Annotated in this window: 15 protein-coding genes; 12 read left to right on the plus strand and 3 right to left on the minus strand. The window is 62.2% G+C overall.

All coding sequences use genetic code 11. The features are described from left to right. Positions 1 to 103: 103 nt before the first annotated feature. The 3 genes from ACVWVY_RS22925 to ACVWVY_RS22935 form a co-directional block, all read right to left on the minus strand. Positions 104 to 1,153 (minus strand): ABC transporter permease, encoded by a 1,050-nt coding sequence (locus ACVWVY_RS22925; protein WP_456628512.1) that lies wholly within the window; start codon positions 1,151 to 1,153, stop codon positions 104 to 106. After that, positions 1,147 to 2,721: a sugar ABC transporter ATP-binding protein gene (locus tag ACVWVY_RS22930; RefSeq protein WP_456628513.1), complete on the minus strand. Its 1,575-nt coding sequence runs from the start codon at positions 2,719 to 2,721 to the stop codon at positions 1,147 to 1,149. Before ACVWVY_RS22930 ends, ACVWVY_RS22925 begins: the two co-directional genes overlap by 7 nt. Positions 2,722 to 2,804: 83 nt before the next feature. After that, entirely contained in the window at positions 2,805 to 3,746 is a 942-nt protein-coding gene (locus ACVWVY_RS22935) for a sugar-binding protein (RefSeq protein ID WP_456628514.1), read from the minus strand. 246 nt (positions 3,747 to 3,992) lie between these two features. On the opposite strand from ACVWVY_RS22935, the gene ACVWVY_RS22940 reads away from it, so the two are divergent. From ACVWVY_RS22940 to ACVWVY_RS22995, 12 genes are all read left to right on the plus strand, one after another. After that, on the plus strand, positions 3,993 to 4,877 hold the full coding sequence (locus tag ACVWVY_RS22940) for a LysR family transcriptional regulator (protein WP_456628515.1): 885 nt from the start codon (positions 3,993 to 3,995) through the stop codon (positions 4,875 to 4,877). Positions 4,878 to 5,314: 437 nt separating this feature from the next. Next, positions 5,315 to 5,905: an RNA polymerase sigma factor gene (locus tag ACVWVY_RS22945; protein WP_456628516.1), complete on the plus strand. Its 591-nt coding sequence runs from the start codon at positions 5,315 to 5,317 to the stop codon at positions 5,903 to 5,905. A 184-nt stretch (positions 5,906 to 6,089) separates the two neighbouring features. Further along, positions 6,090 to 8,060, plus strand: a complete 1,971-nt coding sequence (locus tag ACVWVY_RS22950) for a vWA domain-containing protein (protein WP_456632289.1) — start codon at positions 6,090 to 6,092, stop codon at positions 8,058 to 8,060. Positions 8,061 to 8,586: 526 nt separating this feature from the next. Next, complete coding sequence (locus tag ACVWVY_RS22955) at positions 8,587 to 9,162, plus strand: HdeD family acid-resistance protein (RefSeq protein ID WP_456628517.1); 576 nt, start codon at positions 8,587 to 8,589, stop codon at positions 9,160 to 9,162. 55 nt (positions 9,163 to 9,217) lie between these two features. Beyond that, positions 9,218 to 9,451, plus strand: coding sequence for a hypothetical protein (locus tag ACVWVY_RS22960; RefSeq protein WP_456628518.1), 234 nt, complete (start codon positions 9,218 to 9,220; stop codon positions 9,449 to 9,451). Between the two features lie 39 nt (positions 9,452 to 9,490). Next, on the plus strand, positions 9,491 to 10,519 hold the full coding sequence (locus tag ACVWVY_RS22965; RefSeq protein WP_456628519.1) for a patatin-like phospholipase family protein: 1,029 nt from the start codon (positions 9,491 to 9,493) through the stop codon (positions 10,517 to 10,519). A 4-nt stretch (positions 10,520 to 10,523) separates the two neighbouring features. Beyond that, the gene (locus ACVWVY_RS22970) at positions 10,524 to 11,987 is read left to right on the plus strand and encodes a GntP family permease (protein ID WP_456628520.1); all 1,464 of its coding nucleotides are present in this window, start codon (positions 10,524 to 10,526) and stop codon (positions 11,985 to 11,987) included. Positions 11,988 to 12,349: 362 nt separating this feature from the next. Next, on the plus strand, positions 12,350 to 14,650 hold the full coding sequence (locus ACVWVY_RS22975) for an ABC transporter substrate-binding protein (RefSeq protein ID WP_456628521.1): 2,301 nt from the start codon (positions 12,350 to 12,352) through the stop codon (positions 14,648 to 14,650). A gap of 474 nt (positions 14,651 to 15,124) precedes the next feature. Next, positions 15,125 to 17,353 carry an ABC transporter substrate-binding protein gene (locus tag ACVWVY_RS22980; protein ID WP_456628522.1) on the plus strand — a complete coding sequence of 743 codons (2,229 nt, stop codon included), beginning with the start codon at positions 15,125 to 15,127 and terminating at the stop codon, positions 17,351 to 17,353. A gap of 603 nt (positions 17,354 to 17,956) precedes the next feature. After that, positions 17,957 to 20,173: an ABC transporter substrate-binding protein gene (locus ACVWVY_RS22985; RefSeq protein WP_456628523.1), complete on the plus strand. Its 2,217-nt coding sequence runs from the start codon at positions 17,957 to 17,959 to the stop codon at positions 20,171 to 20,173. A 293-nt stretch (positions 20,174 to 20,466) separates the two neighbouring features. Then, positions 20,467 to 21,693 carry a CaiB/BaiF CoA transferase family protein gene (locus tag ACVWVY_RS22990; protein ID WP_456628524.1) on the plus strand — a complete coding sequence of 409 codons (1,227 nt, stop codon included), beginning with the start codon at positions 20,467 to 20,469 and terminating at the stop codon, positions 21,691 to 21,693. Positions 21,694 to 21,787: 94 nt separating this feature from the next. Next, positions 21,788 to 22,180, plus strand: coding sequence for a RidA family protein (locus ACVWVY_RS22995; protein WP_456628525.1), 393 nt, complete (start codon positions 21,788 to 21,790; stop codon positions 22,178 to 22,180). The last annotated feature ends 126 nt before the right edge of the window (positions 22,181 to 22,306 follow it).

Consider the following 22,306-nt stretch of genomic DNA (forward strand, 5'->3'; position numbering starts at 1 on the left):
CCCCCGGGTTGGGGCCGTTTAAATTTGGATGATCACGGCATCGCAGTTGAAGTCAAAAGCGCGACTTCCAACAAGCCACGCGCCATCTGCGACCGTTCCCCGTCTACGCCTCATCGGTGCGTCTGGTGCTGGTCGCGCCGGCGGCGAGCCTGCGCAGCCTTTCCCGGCGCTCGCGGAAGTCGGCGTACTCCTGGTCGGCGAGGACGCCAATCAGGATGACAGATCCGCTTACCGCAAAGTTGAGGGAGGACGGGATGCCCAGCAGATTGACGAGATTCTGAAGCACCTGCAGCAGAATTACCCCAAGGACGACACCGATGATCGAGCCTTCGCCGCCCCGCAGCGAAAAGCCGCCGAGAACCGCCGCCGCAATGGCGTACAGTTCGTAGAAATTGCCATGCGAGCTCGGCAGGATCGAGCGCGTGTACATGGCAAGAAAGATCGAGGATACCGCCGTCAGTACCCCGCAGATCGCGTAGGCCGCGATGATGACGCGGTCGGTGCGGATGCCCGAGAACCGCGCGGCTTCCTCGTTCTTGCCGACCGCATAAAGGTGGCGGCCGAAGACGGTGTGATGGAAGACAACCCACATCACCGCCGCAACGATCAGCATGAAGATGAATGAGTGCGGAATCGGGATAGACGTGTAGGTGTCGCCGGTGAGCACAGCCACGATATCGGTGCGGCCGGTGGTGAGATACTCCAGATCTTCAAAGCGTACGCCGAAAGGGAAGCCGGCGGTGGCGTCGGCGGTATAGAAGCGCGCGACGCCGCGGTAGATCAGCAAACCGCAGAGCGTCACGACGAACGGCTGCATCCGTTTCTTGGTGATCAGCAGTCCATGGGCCAGGCCCATCAGTATGCCCAACAACAGGATGATAAGCGAAGCAACCGGCCACGGAACGCCGCGACTGGCGATCAGGTCAACGAAGATCACGCCCAGAAGTGCGATCATGGAGCCGACCGACAGCTCGATGCCGCCGGTGATGATGACGAAGGCTTCCCCGATGGCGAACAGGCCGAACAAGCCGACCAGGTTGGCCGTATTCGAGATGTTTATGGCCGACAGGAAACGCGGGTTGATCAGCGCGACCACCGTGCCAACCACGAGGATGAGGACGAAGAGCCCGAGGTCCTTCTTGAGATTCAGCATTGAGTTTTCCCCGCCCAGTTCGCCGGCTCCGCCACGCCTTTTCCAACCGCAAGCTGCAGGATATTCTCTTCGCGGCATTGCGCGCGAGCGAGAATTCCGGAAATACGTCCCTGGTGCATCACGGCGACGCGGTCGGAAACACCGATCACCTCCTCCATGTCCGACGAGATCATCAGCACCGCAACGCCCGCATCGGCGAGCGTACGCATCAGCCGGTAGATCTCTGACTTGGCGCCGACGTCGATCCCGCGCGTCGGCTCGTCAAAAATGATCACGCGTGGGTTCATCGCCAGCCACTTGGCGAGTACAATCTTCTGCTGGTTACCTCCAGAGAGGGAGCCGGCGCGCGCGGCCAGATCCGGCGCGCGAATATCGAGTTCACCGCGGCTCTTGTTGGCCCGCGCGCGCTCGGCCTCGCGCGAGATCGTCAGGTGGCGCACATAGGCGCTGAGGTTGGGAAGCGTGATGTTTGCGGTGATTGCGAAGTCGACCAAAAGGCCCATTCTCTTGCGGTCTTCGGGCACCAGGAAGACGCCGGCTCTCACGGCATCGGTGGAGCTCGCGAACCGCACGGGCGCGCCATCCAGCAGCACCGTGCCGCCCTCGGTCGCGTCGATGCCGAACAGGGCGTGGGCGAGTTCGGTTCGCCCCGCGCCAACAAGGCCGGCAAGACCCAAAATCTCGCCGCTGTGGAAGTCGATGCTGACTTCAGCGAAAGGGAAGGTCGTGGTTCGCAGCTTCTGCACGGACAGGACGACGTCGCCCCGTTCGCTTGCCGGTGCCGCATAGGCTACCTTGAGGTCGCGTCCGACCATCAGCTTGACCATCGCATCATGGGTCACGGCGTCGCCTTCGAGATGGCCCACGATGCGGCCATCCCGCAGGACGATCACGCGATCGCATGCCTCCACCACCTCGTTCAGCCGATGAGAGACGAACATCACCGCGATGCCGTTTGCCTTGAGCGCGGCGATCACCTTGAGCAATTTCTCGGTTTCCGCGATCGGCAGGCTCGATGTCGGCTCGTCGAGGATCACGAGCCTCGCGTTCAGGCTGAGCGCCTTGGCGATCTCGACAATCTGCCGCTGCGCGAGCGAAAGCTGAGACACTGCGGTCGACGATAAGAAATTCGCCCCGAGCTGGTCGAGATAGGGCTGCACCATCGCGTGCAGTTTTTTGCCGTCAACGATGTTGAGCAGACCGAACTTTCGCGGCTCTCGTCCGATGAACACGTTGGCAGCGACGTCGAGGTTATCGAATAAATTGAGCTCCTGATGGACGAAGGCGATGCCGGCGCTCATCGAGTGGGAGACGGTGAGGCCCTCATGCGCAACGCCGTCGATCTCGACCGTGCCCCGATCGGGGGGCGTGACGCCGCCCAATATTTTCATCAGGGTGGATTTGCCAGCGCCATTCTCACCGACGAGGCCGATCACCTCGCCGCGATGCACATCGGCGGCAAAATCAGAGAGCGCCACGACGCCGGGGTAGGATTTCGTAATCCCGGTCAGTCTAAGGAACGGCTCCTTCGGTCGTGAAGGCTCGGACGAAACATCAACAGCGGACATGTTGGGCTTGTGAGGACGTCCGGCAGCCGGAAACGAGCCGGAACCAGCGGGAATGGTACCGGCGACCGGCTGCGGGATCAACCTCAGTTGCTCAACTTGGCCTGGAGATCGGCTTTGAACGCGTCGACATTGTCCTTGCTGATGATTTTGCCGGGAACGATGGCAATGCCGTTAGCCGGAACAACTGACTTGTCGCCATTCAGATAGGCGGCAAACATCTTGCTGCCCTGGTATGCCCATTCGAACGGCTGTTGCACGACCGTGGCGGCGAAGGAGCCATCCTTGACGGCGCCGAGCGTAATCGGATCTTCGTCGAACGCAATCACCGTAATCTTGCCAAGCTTGCGGTTGTCGCGCAGCGACTCGTAGATCTTCGGCGGGTTGTACGAGTAGAAGCCCACCATGCAGTTGATTTCCGGGTGCGCGACCAGCGTGTCGTCCACGTTGGCGCGGGCGCGGGTCTGGTCGTGGTCGTCAGTCCGGACGTCGACCAGTTGGATGTTCTTCGCACCGGCGACGGCCTTGAAGCCCTCGATGCGTTCACGGGCGTTATCGGCCCCGGTATTGCCGACGAAGCCCATGCACTTGGCGCCGTTCGGCAGGGCTTTGACGGCGACCTCGCCTGCATTTTTGCCAAGGTCGGTGTTTGAGGAGCCGATGTAGAAGACGCGCTTGGCATCGGCCGCGTCGCTGTCGAACGTGAACAGCGGCACTTGCGAGCCGATCTTGTTGAACGCTTCGACCTGCGTTTTCGGGTTGAGGGGGGATACCGCGACCGCAGCGGCGCCCGCTGCAACCAGATCTTCCATCAGGCGCTGCTGGATGGCAGCGTCAGCGCGCTCCGGATACTTCCACTGAAGATCGAAATTCGGCAGCTCCTTTTGCGCTTTTTGCATGCCGGCTTCGGCGAGCTTCCAGAAATCCGATGCCCCGTTTGGCACCCAAACGATGACTTTTTTGTCCGCAGCCTCAGCCGCGCCGGTCAGCATCAGGCCGACGGCGGCGATCACACTCGCGTACTTCATGTCAGTTCTCGCTCCCTTGAACCGGCGCGCAATGCACCCGTGTTTCCTCCACTCCAGCCCAGCTCGAGGCGCCTGGACTTAGGTCCCTTGTTGATGCGCCCTGCCGCTTGCAAATCGCCCGCTGGAGAGGTGGGCCAACGGGCGATTGCCAAGTTTTAGAACAATGGGAAACAGTTGCTCATCCGTCCAACAGTTAGTAGAGATTGCGTCAATCTATCCGGTCGATGAAAGTGTTCGGTTCGAGCAATGGAACTGCGCCAGCTCCAGCATTTCATCGCCGTCGCCGAAGAACTGAACTTTACCCGCGCCGCAGATCGCGTTCACATCGTCCAATCAGCGCTTTCCAGCTCGATCCGCGGGCTTGAGGACGAACTGCGGGCACGCCTTTTTGTGCGCAGCACAAGACAGGTGCGGCTTACTCCGGCCGGCCGCGCCTTTCTGGAAAAGGCCCGCGAAGCCCTGAGGGTCATCGAGGTCGGCCGCGAGACGGTGGCCGATATCGCAGGGCTCCGGCGCGGCTGCCTTTCGATCGGGACGGTTCACAGTCTGCCGGCGTTTCTCGATCTCCCCTCCCTGATCTCGCGCTATCACGCGATCGCGCCCGGAATTGAGGTGCGGCTGCGACAAGGAGATGCGGCCGGGTTGATGGAGCGGCTTCGGAGCGGACGGCTCGATCTTGCTTTCCTGCCGCTTCTGGAGCCGCCGGACGACATCGCCACCGGGATCATCGCCTGCGAGGACCTCGTCGCTGCCACGCCGCCAAACCACCCGCTGGCAGGGCGCCGCGGCGTGGAATTGCGCGAACTCGTCTCTTATTCGTTCGTCGATTTCGAGATCGGTTGGGGCACGCGGCCGCTGATCGATCGTGCCTTCGCGCAGGCGGATCTGCAGCGCCAAACCGATTTCGACGTCACCGATCTCGAGACCATCGTTGACCTCGTTGGCCAGGGTCTTGGAATAGCGCTCTTGCCGGAAACGATCGCCGAACTGCGGAGCCCCAAGATTGCGGTCTGTGAACTGGCCGAGCCCGCCATCTGCTGGGAATTGCTTGTGGCCCATTTGCGGAGCGAGGGCGATGCCCCGCTGAACGGTGCGGCTCAGGCCTTCCTTGATCTTCTGATCGTCCAATAGATCCAATGGATCGGAGCGATCTTGGATGACCTGATCCAGGTGGCCTGCGCGAGCGCCGGAGGCATGCTGACTCCCACCGAGGCCGAACAGTATCTGGGCGGCATGCCGGCCGCGCCTTGCACGACGCCGGGCAAGTAACCGGGATAAGGCCCGCCATTGCAACCTGCCACCCGGCTACCACTATTTCGACACAACCGTCCCCGGCAGAGATTTGTCGATCTACCCGCGAATTTTTTTTCTAACCGAGCCAAGGATTACAGCGCCTGGTTCGTCTCACCTTGTGAATGCCCAGAAATCTCCTGGCACAACGGCTTATGGGTAGAACTACTATGGTAGTGATAATGCGCATGCGATCGCGGTCCCGGACGGGACTGGCCGAGGGACCGGGTAACGCTCCCAATTGTTTCGCTCAATCCTGTCGGCCTTGAGGAAAGGGCATGGGGGGCGCCATTCAGCTTGTGACCACAGAGGTGACCGAGCCGCCGGATGGCGGCGTCACGGATGACGACCTCGTCAGTCTGGCCACGCAGGGCGACCGTGCCGCATTCGAAGCCTTGTTGCGGCGTCACTACGACCTCATGCACCGCGTGGCGTGGCGCATGACCGGCTCGCAGACTGACGCGCAGGACATTTGTCAGGATGTCTGCTGCGCGCTGGTGGAACGGATCGCTTCTTTCAGGGGGGAGGCGAAGTTCACAACCTGGCTGGTCGGGATCGTGCGCAACGCCTGCCATGACCACCATCGGCGCCATTCGACGTTGACGCGCCTGAAAGGCCATCTCGCCGTTCTTGCCGGAATGGCGGCGCTGCCGGATGGCCGGGATCTCTTTCGTCGCAGCTGGCTGGCGAGCGAACTGGCGCGGCTTTCGCCGCTGTTGCGGGAGACGGTCGTGCTTGTGGTCGGCGAAGGCATGACGCACGCGGAGGCGGCCGCAGCCCTTGGTGTCTCCGAGTCGACCATCTCCGGCCGCATGCACGAGGTGAGACGACAGGCGGGTCTCGCGAAGGACATTGGCGATGAGTACTGATCACGACATCACGCGTTTGCCCGACCCTCCGCCGCCCGCGCCGGACGCGCGTGCCGCGGCCGTGCAACAGGCGCTGCTGCGCTTCGATCAAAAAAGTGCCGAGGGCAGCCAAGGAATGCCGACCGACATCCGTCTCATTGAGCGAACTGCCGCGCCGTTGCGGCCGTCACGTGAGAGGTCTGTCATGAAGCGTACGCGATATCTCCTGGCTGCCAGCCTGGCCTGTGTTGTTGCCGGATCCGGCGCCTACCTCCATCTCATGCGGTTGCCGCAGCCGCAGGACACCGCTGCGCCCGTCGAACAGAAGGTGGCGAGCAACGAGGTCGTTCAAGCTCCTTCACCAGTGCAAGCAAAGAAGGAAAGTGAAAGCCAGGCCCAGCCGCAAACGCAAATCCAAACCGCCACTCCTGCCGGAAAGCCCGACCAGGAAGCCGCCGCGCCTCCGGTTGCGGCGCCGCCGCCTCCCGCCAAGCCTCGAACGGAAGATCGAGTTGCGGCGCGGTCCGCGCCGCAAGCATCTTCCACAACGGCGCCCGGCCGGGTGCAGGGTATGATTCCGGGGGCATTGCCGTCTGCTGACGTTCGTAGTCGGTATGCGGACAGGACTGATCACAGTTCCGCGCGCGTGCCGCCGTTAGGACCTGCGCGGCAGATAGCGCAGGCTGAAGTCCCGCGGAGCGCCCACCAGCGCGAGCGTGCTCCTGATGCTTCCGAGCCTGTCGGCCGTGACAAGTTTGCGAATGCGCCGGAAAACGCCTTCAAGGTTGCGCGCGATGCGCCCGTCTCGACATTCTCCATCGACGTCGATACGGCGTCTTACGCATTCGTCCGCGCACAGCTCAACCGCAACATCCTGCCGCCGGCCGCGTCCGTTCGGACCGAGGAGTTGATCAATTACTTTCCCTATGCCTATGAAGCGCCCGCATCGGCGAACGAACCGTTCCGGGCCAACGTTTCCGTGTTTCCGAACCCCTGGGCGGAAGGCCGCAAGCTCGTTCGCATCGGTGTGAAAGGCTATGCGTTGCAACAGGCAAGCCGACCGCGCGCCAATCTCGTTTTCCTGATCGATACATCGGGCTCGATGGCGCCGTCGAACCGGTTGCCGCTCGTGAAGCAGTCGCTCGCCATGCTCCTTACCCAGTTGCAACCCGAGGACCGCATCGCGATCGTAACCTATGCGGGGAATGCCGGCACAGCTCTTGAACCCACGGCTGTGGCCGAGAAAGCGAAAATCCTCGCGACGATTGATCGGCTCGAGGCGGGCGGCAGCACGGCGGGTGCCGAAGGCATCAGGCAAGCCTATTCGCTTGCGGAGCAGAACTTTGACGCCAACGGCGTCAACCGCGTCATTCTCGCCACCGACGGCGACTTCAATGTCGGGATCACGAACACAAATGAATTGAAAGGTTTCGTCGAGCGTCAGCGCGAAAAGGGCGTTTTCCTGTCCGTGCTCGGCGTTGGCGTCGGCAACTACAACGACGCGCTGGCCCAGACGCTGGCGCAGAACGGCAACGGCGTCGCCGCCTACATCGATACGATCAACGAGGCGCGCAAGGTGCTTGTCGAAGAGGCAAGTTCGACGCTGTTTCCGATCGGCAAGGATGTGAAAATCCAGATCGAGTTCAATCCGGCAACCGTCGCCGAATATCGGCTCATCGGCTACGAGACGCGACTTCTCAATCGCGACGATTTCGCAAACGACAAGGTCGACGCCGGCGACGTCGGTTCGGGGCAAACCGTGACGGCGCTCTACGACATCGTGCCTGTCGGCGGGCCCCGCGTGGTCGACGATCTCAGATACGGTGCGCGAGCCCCGGCGAGCGCCTCGCAGTCGCCGGCCGAGTATGCCTTCGTCAAGATCCGCTACAAGCTGCCGCGATCCGATCGAAGCGTGCTGATCAGCACACCCGTCGATCGCGGGTCCGAACACGGTCGTTTCGAGGACGCGCCACTCGATGCCCGCTTTGCAACCAGTGTTGCCGCATTCGGCGAGATTCTACGTGGCGGAAAGCACACCGGCCAGTTCGGCTATGACGACGTGCTGCGTATCGCCTCGGTAGCGCGCGGCGACGATCCTTACGGCTATCGCTCCGAGTTCCTTCAGTTGGTGCGCGCGGCGAAGACTGCGAGCGCAATGCAGCCATTGCGACCGTGATGCAATTTTCGATTTGGGCCGCGCCCATTCAGGCATGGACAGGCAAGCGGAGGAAAAGTTGCCCCCGCTTCCGGCCCTCCGAACCCAACGCGAAGCCTTCAAAGGCGGAAAATTCGTGCTGGTGGAGATGTGATCGGTTGCAGGTAACCGCGCGCTGAGACTTTGCGCGCGGTGTTTGGCGCAATTCAGTTTTCGCGGTCGTGCTTGCTGCGCTACCAGGCGGGCTTCGGGGCCGTCGTCTAGCGTGAAGGTGAAGCGAGGGCAGGGAGATTCCAAGGTGGAGTAAGCTGAGAGCACTTTCCCTCTGCTTTCTTGGTATTGCTTCCGATCTGTCGGGGGATACGAGGGTTCGATTTCCTTCACCCGCTCCAAGCAATTTCAGTCACTTAGCTCGAATTCTCGATCTCATTCCGACAACCGATAGATGTAATCCATGTAATTAGACTGAATACCTCTTCCAATTCTGCTATTATGTTCCATCACTTGGAGACGAACGTCGGATAGGTTTTCACATCGGAGGACCGTCATGACCAATACTTCAGGCACAATGGCAGATCCCCAAGCCGGTTCGGATACGGCGCCACTGCGTGCCAAGTCGGGCTGGATCATCGCACTCGGGGTCGTCTATCTCATCGCAGGGTTTATCGCGCTCGGCAGCGTTATGATGGCTACCGTCGCGAGCGTCCTCATCGTCGGCGTGATGATGATCATCGCGGGTGTTGCCGAGGTGTTCAGCGCCTTCCAGATCAAGAGTTGGGGCAAATTCCTGCTCTGGGTACTGCTCGGTGTGCTCTACATTGTCGCGGGCTTCGTCACGTTCGAGAATCCGCTGCTCGCGGCCGTGCTGCTCACCCTCATTCTCGGCGCATCGCTGGTGGCCTCGGGCGTCATGCGGATCATCCTGGCCTTCAGCATGAAACGGGAAACACCCTGGATCTGGGTGGCGCTGTCAGGCGTGATCACGGTGCTGCTCGGCGTGCTGATCCTGGCGCGCTGGCCGGTCTCGAGCCTCTATATCCTCGGCCTGTTCCTCGGCATCGATCTCATCATGGCCGGCGCCGGCTGGATCGGAATAGGCTTCGGCCTGCGCCGAGGTCGTTGAAGTCAAGGTGGCGGACCGCGCGCCACGCTGTTGATCGACGATAAGGAGGCCACCCATGCGCTGGATCTACCTCGCCGTCATCATTCTGTTCGCCGCTGCGACGGTCGCCTTCGCGCTGCAGAACTTCGAGATCGTCACCATGACCTTTCTCGGCATCAATGCCCGCGTCCCGCTCGCACTGCTGGTTGCCGTCGCCTACATCCTGGGCGCGGCGACGGGCGGCAGCCTGTTGGCGCTGCTGCGTCGATCCTACGAAGGGTCGAGACGAAGCGTTGCGGGCTCGCTCTGAATTAGGTGTCGTTTTATCTCCGGCCCGAGGACGATGACGATGAGCGAAACAGCGCGCGAGCCGGTCCTTGTGGACCTCGCCTTGCAGGGCGGCGGTTCCCACGGCGCGTTTACCTGGGGCGTGCTCGATCGGTTGATCGACGAGCCGTGGCTGCAGATCGAGGCGATCTCCGGCACATCGGCGGGCGCGATGAATGCAGCCCTGGTGGCGGACGGATGGACGCAAGGCGGCGCCGAAGGCGCGCGGGCAGCGCTCGATAGCTATTGGCGGCGGGTGTCGAAGGCTGCGGCGTTCAGCCCGCTGCAGCGTTCGCCACTCGACCGCATGATGGGCCGCTGGACGCTCGACACGTCGCCCGCCTATGTCGCCATGGACCTGATGGCCCGCATGGTTTCGCCCTATGATCTCAATCCGCTCGGTCTCAACCCGTTGCGTTCAATCCTCGATGAGAGCATCGATTTCGACCGACTGGCCGGCGCACCGATCAAGCTGTTCATCACCGCTACCAATGTGCGGACCGGCCGCGGCCACATCTTCCGCAACAAGGAGATCACCGCCGACGTCCTGCTTGCCTCGGCCTGCCTGCCGACCATGTTCCATGCAGTCGAGATCGACGGCGAACCGTACTGGGACGGCGGCTATGCCGGCAATCCGACGCTGACGCCGCTGATTCGCGAAAGCGATGCGTGCGACACCATTCTGGTGCAGATCAATCCGCGCGAACGGCCGGACCTGCCACGCACGGCAAACGAGATCCTCAACCGGCTCAACGAGATTTCCTTCAACTCGCCGCTGATGAAGGAATTGCGCATGATGGCGCTGCTGCGCCAGGTGGCGGACCCCGGACACGGCGAAGGCGCGCGCTGGGCCGGAATGCGCACGCACCGGATCATGACCGACACGCTCGCGGACTTCGGCGCGTCGTCGAAGATGAACGCCGAGTGGGCGTTCGTCTCACTGCTGAAAGAAGAGGGCCGCAAGTGCGCCGACAAATTCCTCAACGACCACAGTAAGGATATCGGCAAGCAATCCACGACCGATCTCGACGCGCTGCTGGAGGAATGCTGAGGTCATGACGGTGTCAGGGCTTCTCGGCATCCTAATCGGGCTCGGCCTTTTGATCGCGTTCGCCTTCCGGGGCTGGAGCGTGCTGCTGCTTGCGCCGCTCGCCGCCTTGATCGCAGCGCTGTTCTCCCGCGAGCCGCTGCTTGCCCACTGGACCCAGACCTTCATGGTCAGTGCGGCGGGCTTCCTGGCGCAGTTCTTTCCGCTGTTTCTGCTTGGCGCGCTGTTCGGCAAGCTGATGGAGGACTCGGGCTCGGTCGCCGCGATCGCGAACTTCATGACCGAGCGGCTCGGCCCGCAGCGGGCGGTGCTGGCGGTTGTGCTCGCCGGCGCGCTCGTCACCTATGGCGGCGTCAGCCTGTTCGTCGCCTTCTTCGTGCTGGCGCCGATGGCGCAGGAACTGTTTCGTGCGGCCGGCATCCCGCGGCGTCTGATGCCGGCGGCCATCGTGCTCGGCACTTCGACATTCACCATGTCGGCCTTGCCCGGCACGCCGTCGATCCAGAATGCGATCCCGATGCCGTTCTTCGGCACCACGCCGTTTGCAGCACCCGGCCTCGGCATTCTGGCGTCGCTGATCATGTTCGGCTTCGGCCTGTGGTGGCTCAATCGCCAGGAGGCGATCGCAAGGAGGAACGGCGAAAGCTTTGGCGATGGCGCGCCGATGCCGTCCGACCGTCTCGCCGTCGATGAAAAGTTGCGCGAACGCGCCACCACCGCGCGCGAGTTCGATCCGGCGGAGATCATGCACGGCGGGACGACCGACGTGCCGCCTCCGGCCATGCTCGCCGCGCTGCCGCTCATCACGGTGATTATTGTCAATCTCACGATGTCGTTGTTGATCCTGCCGGCACTCGACACCCGCTTTCTTGCCGAAGCCCGCTGGGGCGGGACGTCGCTTGCCGCTGTCGGCGGCGTGTGGGCGGTGATCACGGCGCTTGCCTGCGCGATTCTTGTCGTGCTCGCGGTCAGCTATCGGCGACTGCCGGCCCTGCGCGCGACCATGGACGCCGGCGTCAACGCCTCGGTATTGCCGGCGGTGAGCGTCGCGAGCCTGGTCGGCTTCGGCGCCGTGGTGGCGGCAATGCCTGCTTTCGCCGTGGTGCGCGACGCCGTGCTCGGCATCGGCGGCGGACCGCTGGTATCGCTGGCAGTCGCCACCAACGTGCTCGCGGCCCTCACTGGTTCGGCATCGGGTGGGCTGACCATTGCGCTCGATGCACTCGGGGCGACCTATATGGCGCGCGCCGCGGAGATCGGGCTCGATCCCGCGCTGCTGCATCGTGTCGCGGTGATCGGTTCAGGCACGCTCGACAGCCTGCCGCACAATGGCGCGGTGGTCACATTGCTCGCGGTCTGCGGATCGACGCACGGGGAAAGCTATCGCGACATCGTCATGGTCGGCATCGTCGGTGCTCTCATAGCGCTTGCCGCCGTCATTGCGCTCGGCTCGATGGTGGGGTCGTTCTGAGCCATCGGCATGGACCCGAAGCTTGACGGAGCTGATCGCTGTGTCCGGATACTTGAAGTCGCCCCGGCGAAACCTCGCCGGGCAGCAATCTGCATTCTGACAAAGAATTTCGGGGCGTTTCTGAGAGCGAAATGCGCGCCTATTAACTATGCCTTACGGAACGCTTGGAGTCGCCACAAAATCAATCCGATTCAGACACATTGCGGGCGAGTAGGCGAGTAGGGTTGCAACCCTGCCCGTTCGCATCACGCGTTCAAATAAATAAAAAAAATCTGGGCTCACAGGGGGGGACTGCAATGACTGCAATCGACGTCACTCGTCCGCGAATGGAGCAACTGTCCCGGTTTCGGACAGGAGACGCCATGCGCCGGCTTTTCACCGCGCCTCGGCGCAATGCGGCAACGGCGTTGATACTGGCCGCGATGGCGGCGCCGGCTTTCGGGCAGGGCCAGGCGGCGAACCCGGGCGCCAACGAGATCCGCATCGGCAATACCATGCCCTATACCGGTCCGGCTTCCGCCTATGGCGTGATCGGCAAGGTCATGGCGGCCTATTTCGACAAGGTCAACGCCGAGGGCGGCATCAGGGGCCGCAAGATCAATTTCATTTCCTATGACGACGCCTACAATCCGACCAAGACGATGGAGGCGACCCGCAAGCTCGTCGAGGAAGACAACGTACTCTTTATATTGGCGAGCCTCGGCACCAACACGAGCCAGGCGGTCCACCCCTATTTGAACTCGAAGAAGATCCCGCAGCTCTTCGTCGCCTCGGGCGCTTCGATGTGGGACCAGCCGCGTGAGTTTCCCTGGACCATGGGCTTCCTGCCCAGCTACCAGACCGAATCTCACATCTATTCGCAATACATCCTGGAGAACCATCCGCGCGGCAAGATCGCGGTGCTTTATCAGGACGACGGTTTCGGCAAGGACTACGTCAAAGGCCTGAGGGACGGCCTTGGCGGCAAGATTCCGATCGTGGCCGAGGCGTCCTACAAGGTGACCGACACCACCATCGACGCCCAGATGGCCAAGCTCAAGGCCTCCGGCGCCGACATCTTCATGCAATTCACCACGCCGAAATTCGCCACCATGGCGATCAAGCGAAATGCCGAACTCGGCTGGAAACCGGTGCATTTTCTCGCCTCGGTGTCTGAATCGGTGTCGGCCGTGATGGCGCCGGCGGGCTTGGAAAACGCCGAAGGCATCATGTCGGCCATGTACCGGGTGGAGGGCGAGGACGCGCAGGGCGCCGGCCCGGCGGCGTTCCGCGAATGGAGCGCCTTCATGGAGCGCTATGTTCCGAGCGTCAGCAAGTCGAACGGCCAGGCCGTCTACGGCTATCTGAACTCCAGGCTCATTATTGAGGTGTTGAAGAACTGCGGCGACGACTTCTCGCGCGAAAACATCATGAAGCAGGCCCGCTCGATCAAGGGCTTGCAGATTCCCATGATGGTGCCGGGTATCCAGATCAACACCAGCCCGTCCGATCACGCGACGATCGAGCAGATGCGGATGATGCGCTTCACCAACGGCCACTGGCAGTTCTTTGGACCGGTGCGAAGCGGCATCGATCCCGGCACCGTCAGCGATTCCTTCAAGACACTCTTCAAGTACGGAACCGCCACCAAGCGCGATCTGGCGAATCAGCTCAACGCCAACACTGTGAGCCTGATGACCGGCTCGTTCGGTTCGACCTACGCCCAGGTCGGCGCCGATCTCGCCTCGGTGCTCGACAATGGCACGGCGCTGCGGATCCTGCCGGTGATGGGCCGAGGATCGGTGCAGGCGGTGTCGGATATCCTGTTGCTGCGGGGCGTCGACGCCGGAATCGTCCGCAAGGACACGCTGTCCTATCTCGACCGCAAGGACTTCGCCAAGGACATCCGCAACCAGTTCGTCTATGTGGCCAAGATGTTCAACGAGGAAATGCACGTCCTGGCGCCGAAGACGATCACCAATATGAGGGAGCTCGACGGCAAGACCGTGGTGGTCGATTTGCCCGACAGCTCGACCTTCGTGACGGCGATCAACGTGTTCGACCGGCTCGGGATCAGGCCGCATCTGATCTATCAAGAGCCGCGGCTGGCGGTGGACATGCTGCGCAAGGGCGAGGTCGACGCGATCGTGGCGATCGAGGGTAAGCCGCTGCAATGGCTGAACCAGATCCAGGACCGCAACCTGCATCTGGTGCCGGTCGACTACGCCAAGCCGCTGCAGGAGGAATATCTGCCTTCCAAGCTTTCGTCGGCGGATTACCCGAACCTGGTGGCGGATGGCGGCTCGGTGGAGACGATTTCGGCCGAAGCCGTGCTGGCGTCGTATAACTGGGCGCCGAACAGCGACCGCTACCGCCGGCTGTCGCTTTTGGTGGACACCATGTTCGACAAGGTCGGCCAGTTGCAGCGGCCTCCGTTCCATCCGAAGTGGAAGGAAATGGCGCCACGCGCGACGGTGTCGGGCTGGACGCGTTTCAAGGCCGCGCAGGAATGGCTCGACCGCAACATGCCGCTGCCCGCGGGCACGGCCGTGTCGTCGGCCTCGGGCGCTGCACCGGCGCCGGTTGTTGCTGCACCGGCCGCAGCACTTGCCCCGCAAGATCCACTGTACCGCGAGTTTCTGGAGTGGCGGGCTAGCCGCGCCAAGGCCAGTACCAACAGGTAATCAGGCCAGCCGGGTTTGACGATTAAGGCGGCCCGCTTCGGCGGGCCGCCGTGCTTTTGGGATGAAGGGCGGCGTAACTTTGTCTCGTATTTGCAACCATTAGAAGAATTTAAGTTCGAAAATGCAATCTATCGGCGATTTAATAACAATAATGTCCAGCATTGTCGCGGCAGAACACACAATCGACTAACCGAGCTGCGTGAAACGACTGGCTTTGACACAAAATCAATCCGATTGAGACACAATGTCAGCGAGTAGGGCTGAAACGTTGCCGTCTCGCTGCTCGAAAAAATCGCAGGTTTATTGCTCTAGGGGTGCAGGCAGATGCGGGCTTTGATCGATACTCGTTGGGCGGTGCAATTGTCCGGGTTTGGGGCCCGTGACGCTTTGCGCCGGCTTTTCACCGCGCCTCGGCGCAGCGCTGCAACGGCACTGGCGCTTGCTGCGATGGCGGGGCCGGCTTTCGGACAGAGCATGGCGGCCGCCCCGGGTCCCAACGAGATCCGGATTGGCAACACCGCACCCTATACCGGTCCGGCCTCCGCCTATGGCGTTGTCGCCAAGACCATCACGGCCTATTTCGACAAGATCAACGCCGAAGGCGGGATCAACGGCCGCAAGCTCAATATGGTCACCTATGACGACGCCTACGAACCCACCAAAACCATGGCGATGACCCGCAAGCTGGTCGAGGAAGACAACGTTCTCCTCACCTTGGGGATCCTCGGCACCAACACGAACGCCGCGATCCAGCCCTATTTGAACTCAAAAAAGGTCCCGCAGCTTTTTGTCTTGACAGGTGCGGCGGCCTGGGACCAGCCGGCCGAGTTTCCCTGGACCATGGGCTTCCTGCCGACCTACACGGCCGAAGCGCAAATTTTTGCGCAGTATCTCTTGGAGAATCATCCCCGCAGCCGGATCGCCGTCCTCTATCAGGAGGATGGCATGGGTAAGGAATATCTGAAGGGCCTGAAGGACGGCCTGGGTGGCAAAATGGCGATCGTGGCCGAGGCGCCATACAAGGTGAACGACACCACGATCGACGCCCAGATGGCCAAGCTCAAAGCCTCCGGCGCCGACGTCTTCATTGAGTTCACCACGCCGAAATTCGCGATCATGGCGATCAAGCGGAGCGCCGAACTCGGCTGGAGGCCGCTACATTTCGTCGCGTCGATCGCTTCGGCGTACTCGTCCGTCATTCAGCCGGCGGGCCCGCAAAATGCCGAAGGCCTGTTGTCGGCAGCATACAGGCTGGAGGGCGAAGATGCAGCGGCAGCCGGCGATGTGCCCTTCCGAGAGTGGAGCGCTTTCATGCAGCGCTATCTCCCGAGCGTGAGCAAGGCCAACGGCCAGGCCGTCCTCGGCTATCTCGTCGGCAAGCTGACGGTCGAGGTCCTGAAGAACTGCGGCGACGACCTGTCGCGCGAAAACGTCATGAAGCAGGCCCGCCTGCTCAAGGGTATCCAGCTTCCCATGATGGTGCAGGGCATCAAGATCGACACCAGCCCGTCCGACCATGCGCCAATCGAGCAGATGCGGATGATGCGCTTCACCAACGGCCAGTGGCAGCATTTCGGCCCGGTGCGCAGCGGCGTCGATGCGGGCGCCGTCAGCGAGTCCTTCAAGACCATCTTCAAGTACGGCACGGCCACCAAGCGCGATCTGGCGAACCAGCTCAACGCCAACACCGTGAGCTTGATGACCGGTTCGTTCGGCTCGACCTACGCCCAGGTCGGCGCCGATCTTGCCTCCGTGCTCGACAACGGCACCAACTTGCGGATCCTGCCGGTGATGGGCCGAGGATCGGTGCAGGCGGTGTCGGACATTCTGTTGCTGCGGGGTGTCGATGCCGGCATCGTCCGCAAGGACACGCTGTCCTATCTCGACCGCAAGGACTTCGCCAAGGACATCCGCAACCAGTTCGTCTATGTGGCCAAGATGTTCAACGAGGAAATGCACGTGCTGGCGCCGCGGACCATCACCAGCATGAGGGATCTCGACGGCAAGACCGTGGTGGTCGATTTGCCTGACAGCTCGACCTTCGTGACGGCGATCAACGTGTTCGACCGGCTCGGGATCAGGCCGCATCTGATCTATCAAGAGCCGCGGCTGGCGGTGGACATGCTGCGCAAGGGTGAGGTCGACGCGATCGTGGCCATCGAGGGCAAGCCGTTGCAGTGGCTGAACCAGATCCAGGACCGCAATTTGCATCTGGTGCCGGTCGAATACGCCAAGCCGTTGCAGGAGGAATATCTGCCTTCCAAGCTTGGCTCGGCGGATTACCCCGGGCTGGTGGCGGAGGGGGGCTTCGTCGAGACGATCGCTGCCGAAGCGGTGCTGGCGTCGTATAACTGGGCGCCGAACAGCGACCGTTACCGCCGTCTGTCGCTTCTGGTGGACACCATGTTCGACAAGGTCGCGCAGTTGCAGCGTCCGCCGTTCCATCCGAAGTGGAAGGAAATGGCGCCGCGCGCGACGGTATCCGGTTGGACCCGCTTCAAGTCGGCGCAGGAATGGCTCGACCGCAACATGCCGTTGCCCCCGGGCTCGGCCGTGTCGGCAGCCTCAGGCGCTGCCGCGCCGCCACCGCCGGCACCGATTGTTGCGGCACCGACCGCACTTGCCCCACAGGACCGCGATCCCCTGTATCGCGAATTCCTGGAATGGCGGGCCGGCCGTGCCAAGGCCAGCACCAACAGGTGATCAGGCCGGCCGATACTTGAGGCTTAGCGATAAAAGACGGCCCGCTTCGGCGGGCCGTTTTGCTTTTGGGGTTCAATGGCGGTCGATCTCGCCGACGGCAATCGGGGCGCGGCCATGAATCGCAGGAATGATCGGGTTCGTAACGAAGCAGGTCGATAGGGCGGATGCGCGCCAGTGATTGTGCATTCAATCAAGGCTTTCGATGCGACCGCAAGTTGTCGATACAACCATGAGGCGTATCGCTGTTCGCAGCTGCGATCGAGCTTCGGTAAATCGAATGCGCTGCATTTCCGCGGCAGAAACATACAATCGACTAATCTGCGCTGTTAAACAGTTGGTCTTGACACAAAATCAATCCAATCGAGACACAATCTCAGCGAGTACGGCTGAGACGCTAATTGTCTCGGTGCTCGGGTAATCGCAGATATATTGCTCTAGGGGGGCAGGCAGATGCGGGCTTTAACTGATACTCGCTGGGCGGTGGTGCAATTTTCGAGGCTGGTGGCACGTGACGCCCGGCAGCGGCTTTTCGGAGCGCCTCGGCGCAGCGCTGCAACGGCGCTGGTCCTTGCCGCAATGGCGGGGCCGGCTTTTGGACAGAGCATGGCAGCGGCCCCGGGCCCCAACGAGATCCGGATTGGCAACACCGCGCCCTATACCGGTCCAGCCTCCGCCTATGGCGTGATCGCCAAGGCCATCACGGCGTATCTGGACAAGACCAACGCCGAAGGCGGGATCAACGGCCGCAAGGTCAATATGATCACCTATGACGACGCCTACGAACCCACCAAAACCATGGCGATGACCCGCAAGCTGGTCGAGGAAGATAACGTTCTCCTCGCCTTGGGGACCATCGGCACCAACACAAACGCTGCGATCCAGCCCTATTTGAACTCAAAAAAGGTCCCGCACCTTTTTGCCTTGTCGGGTGCGGCGGCCTGGGATCAGCCGCAGGAGTTTCCCTGGACCATCGGTTTCCTGCCGACCTACACGGCCGAAGCGCAAATTTTTGCGCAGTATCTGCTGGAGAACCATCCCCGCAGCCGGATCGCCGTCCTCTATCAGGAAGATGGCATGGGCAAGGAATATCTGAAGGGCCTGAAGGACGGCCTGGGTGGCAAAATGGCGATCGTGGCCGAGGCGCCATACAAGGTGAACGACACCACGATCGATGCCCAGATGGCCAAGCTCAAGGCTTCTGGCGCCGACGTCCTCATCGAGTTCACCACGCCGAAATTCGCGATCATGGCGATCAAGCGAAGCGCCGAGCTCGGTTGGAGGCCGCTGCAGTTCGCCGCCTCGATCTCAAATTCGTACTCGGCGGTGATTCAGCCGGCGGGCCCGCAAAATGCGGAAGGCCTGTTGTCGGCGGCCTACAGGCTCGAGGGCGAAGACGCGGCGGCGGCCGGCGAGGCGGTGTTCCGCGAATGGAGCGCCTTCATGCAGCGCTATCTCCCGAGCGTCAGCAAGTCGAACGGCCAGGCCGTCCTCGGCTATCTCGTCGGCAAGTTGACGGTCGAGGTCCTGAGGAACTGCGGCGATGACCTGTCGCGTGAAAACATCATGAGGCAGGCCCGCCTGCTCAAAGGCATCCAGCTTCCCATGATGGTGCAGGGCATCAAGATCGACACCAGCCCGTCCGACCATGCGCCAATCGAGCAGATGCGGATGATGCGCTTCACCAACGGCCAGTGGCAGCATTTCGGCCCGGTGCGCAGCGGCGTCGATGCGGGTGCCGTTAGCGAGTCCTTCAAGACCATCTTCAAGTACGGCACCGCTACCAAGCGCGATCTGGCGAACCAGCTCAACGCCAACACCGTGAGCCTGATGACCGGCTCGTTCGGCTCGACCTACGCCCAGGTCGGCGCCGATCTTGCCTCGGTGCTCGACAACGGCACTAGTTTGCGGATCCTGCCGGTGATGGGCCGTGGATCGGTGCAGGCGGTGGCGGATATTCTGCTGCTGCGGGGGGTCGACGCCGGCATCGTGCGCAAGGACACGCTCGCCTACCTCGACCGCAAGGACTTTGCCAAGGACATCCGCAACCAATTCGTTTACGTCGCCAAGATGTTCAACGAAGAGATGCACGTGCTGGCGCCGCGGACCATCGCCAGCATGAGGGATCTCGACGGCAAGACCGTGGTGGTCGATTTGCCTGACAGCTCGACCTTCGTGACGGCGATCAACGTGTTTGACCGGCTCGGGATCAGGCCGCACCTGATCTATCAAGAGCCGCGACTGGCGGTGGACATGCTGCGCAGGGGCGAGGTCGACGCAATCGTGGCGATCGAAGGCAAGCCGCTGCAATGGCTGAACCAGATCAACGACCGCAATTTGCATCTGGTGCCGGTCGAATACGCCAAGCCGTTGCAGGAGGAATATCTGCCTTCCAAGCTTGGCTCGGCGGACTACCCGGGCCTGGTGGCGGAGGGGCGCTTCGTCGAGACGGTCGCCGCTGAAGCCGTGCTGGCGTCGTATAATTGGGCGCCGAACAGCGACCGTTACCGCCGTCTGTCGCTCCTGGTGGACACCATGTTCGACAAGGTCGCGCAGTTGCAGCGGCCGCTGTTCCATCCGAAGTGGAAGGAAATGGCGCCACGCGCGACGGTGTCCGGTTGGACCCGCTTCAAGGCCGCGCAGGAATGGCTCGACCGCAACATGCCGCTGCCCGCGGGCACGGCCGCGGCATCAGGCGCAGCGCCGGCGCCGGTTGTTGCTGCACCGGCTACAGCGCTTGCTCCGCACGACCAGCGCGATCCCCTGTATCGCGAATTCCTGGAATGGCGCGCCAGTCGCGCCAAGGCCGCTCCCAACAGGTAATCGGTCCGGCCGATAACACGGTTTGACGATCAGACGGCCCGCTTCGGCGGGCCGTCGTGCTTTTGGGGTAATGTCCAGGCAGCTCCCTTTACCCGGAATGCCGCATTCGCTTCCCGGCGAGACCGCTGAAACTGTCGCTTCGTCCGACCACTGGCGTGCAGAGCGGGCGGCCAACGGATGGCGTCATGCCGTTAATGCAGGGCTCGACCGCATAAAATAGTGTATCGGCTTGGCTTCGCAGCGCGACGAGCCACGTTCCCGCGCCACCATGCCAAAAAATTCGGAGGAAGTTCATGTCGGCTCTGCCACTTTCGGGCATCAAAATTCTCGACCTGACGCGGGTGCTTGCTGGTCCCTTGTCGGCGCAGATGCTGGCCGATCTCGGCGCCGAAGTGATCAAGATCGAACGCCCCGGCGGCGGCGACGACGCGCGCGCCTTCGGCCCGCCATACCTGATCGATCCCGAGGGCAAGGCGAACAACAACAACTCGTTCTACCTCTGCGCCAACCGCAACAAGAAATCGGTCACCGTCAATATCGCGACGCCGGAAGGGCAGGACATCGTCCGCGAGCTCGCCAAAACCTGCGACGTGATGATGGAGAACTACAAGGTCGGCGATCTCAAGCGCTACAAGCTCGATTATGAAACGATCAAGGCCATCAACCCCGGCGTCATCTATTGCTCGGTGACCGGTTTCGGCCAGACCGGGCCTTACGCGCCGCGCGCCGGGTATGACGCAATTTTGCAGGCGATGGGCGGGCTGATGAGCGTCACCGGCCATCTCGACGGCGAACCGGGCGCCGGACCGATGAAGGTCGGTCCCTCCATCGTCGATTACATGACCGGCATGAACTCATCGATCGGCATCCTGTCCGCGCTCTATCACCGCAAGGCCAACGGCGGGGAGGGGCAGCATGTCGACGTCTGCCTGTTCGACACCGTGATCGCCTCTCTGTCGCATTACGCGCAGATCTTTCTCGTCAATGGCCAGACCCCGCCGCGGCGCGGTACCTGGGGCAATGGCGGCATGCCGGCCGGCGTGTTCCGCTGCACCGACGGCGAGCTGATGCTGGTGGTCGGCAATGACGGCCAGTTCCAGCGCACCTGCGCCGTGCTTGGGGCGCCCGAACTCGCGACCGATCCAAAATTCCTCAAGAACAACGACCGCGTCGTTCACGGCAAGGAGATCATGGCGATCTTCGCAGGTCTCTTCCTGAAGAAGCCCGTCGCCTACTGGCTGGAAGAGCTGGAGAAGGCCGGCGTGCCTTCAGGCCCGATCAACGATTTCGCGCAGGTGTTCGCCGATCCCCACGTCCAGTCGCGCGGCATGCAGGTCAAGGTCGAGCATCCTTTCGAGCCCGACCTGTCGCTGATCCGCAATGCCATCACCTTCTCCGGCACGCCAGTGAAGGAATATCGTGCCCCGCCGCTCTTGGGCGCGGACACCAGGGACGTGCTGGCGACGATCGGCTATGACGATGCGAAGCTGGAAGCGCTGAAGGCGCAGAAGATCGTCTGATCTCGACGTCGATACTTCCGTCTTAATCGAAGCATGCTGGCGCCGGATTGCGCTAGCCTGCACCCTCGATCAATCCTGTTCGAGAGGTGCAACGATGAAACGGGAAGTCATTCGTGTCGAGCCGATGTCTTCCTGGCTTGCGAAGCGGAGCGCGCCGGTCTCGCCTGTGACGCGCGGCGGGGGCATGGTGTTCGTTTCGGGCCTGCCGCCGTTCGACCCCGCGACCGGCGAGCTCTTCGCCGGCCCGATCGAGCGTCAGACCGAACTCGTCCTTGAGCAATTGAAGCTGTGCCTGGAAACCGCGGGCACGTCGCTGCAGAACGTGATGAAGTGCAATGTCTACTGCACCTCGGCGGCGCACTTCGCCACCGTCAACGCGATCTACGCGCGCTATTTTCCGGAAGATCCCCCGGCGCGGATTTTCGTTTGCGTCCCGGAATGGTTTGCGCCGTTCGACATCGAAATCGATTGCGTGGCGGTGGCGTAGATCGCGGCATGTTGCAAGATCGCGAAACACACTCAGTCGTCATCCCCCGCGAAGGCGGGGGATCCAGTATTCCAGAGACGGCAATGATTGAACCGATAGGCCCTCGGCGTACTGGATCCCCGCCTG

It is taken from the genome of Bradyrhizobium sp. URHC0002 (genome assembly GCF_054059515.1).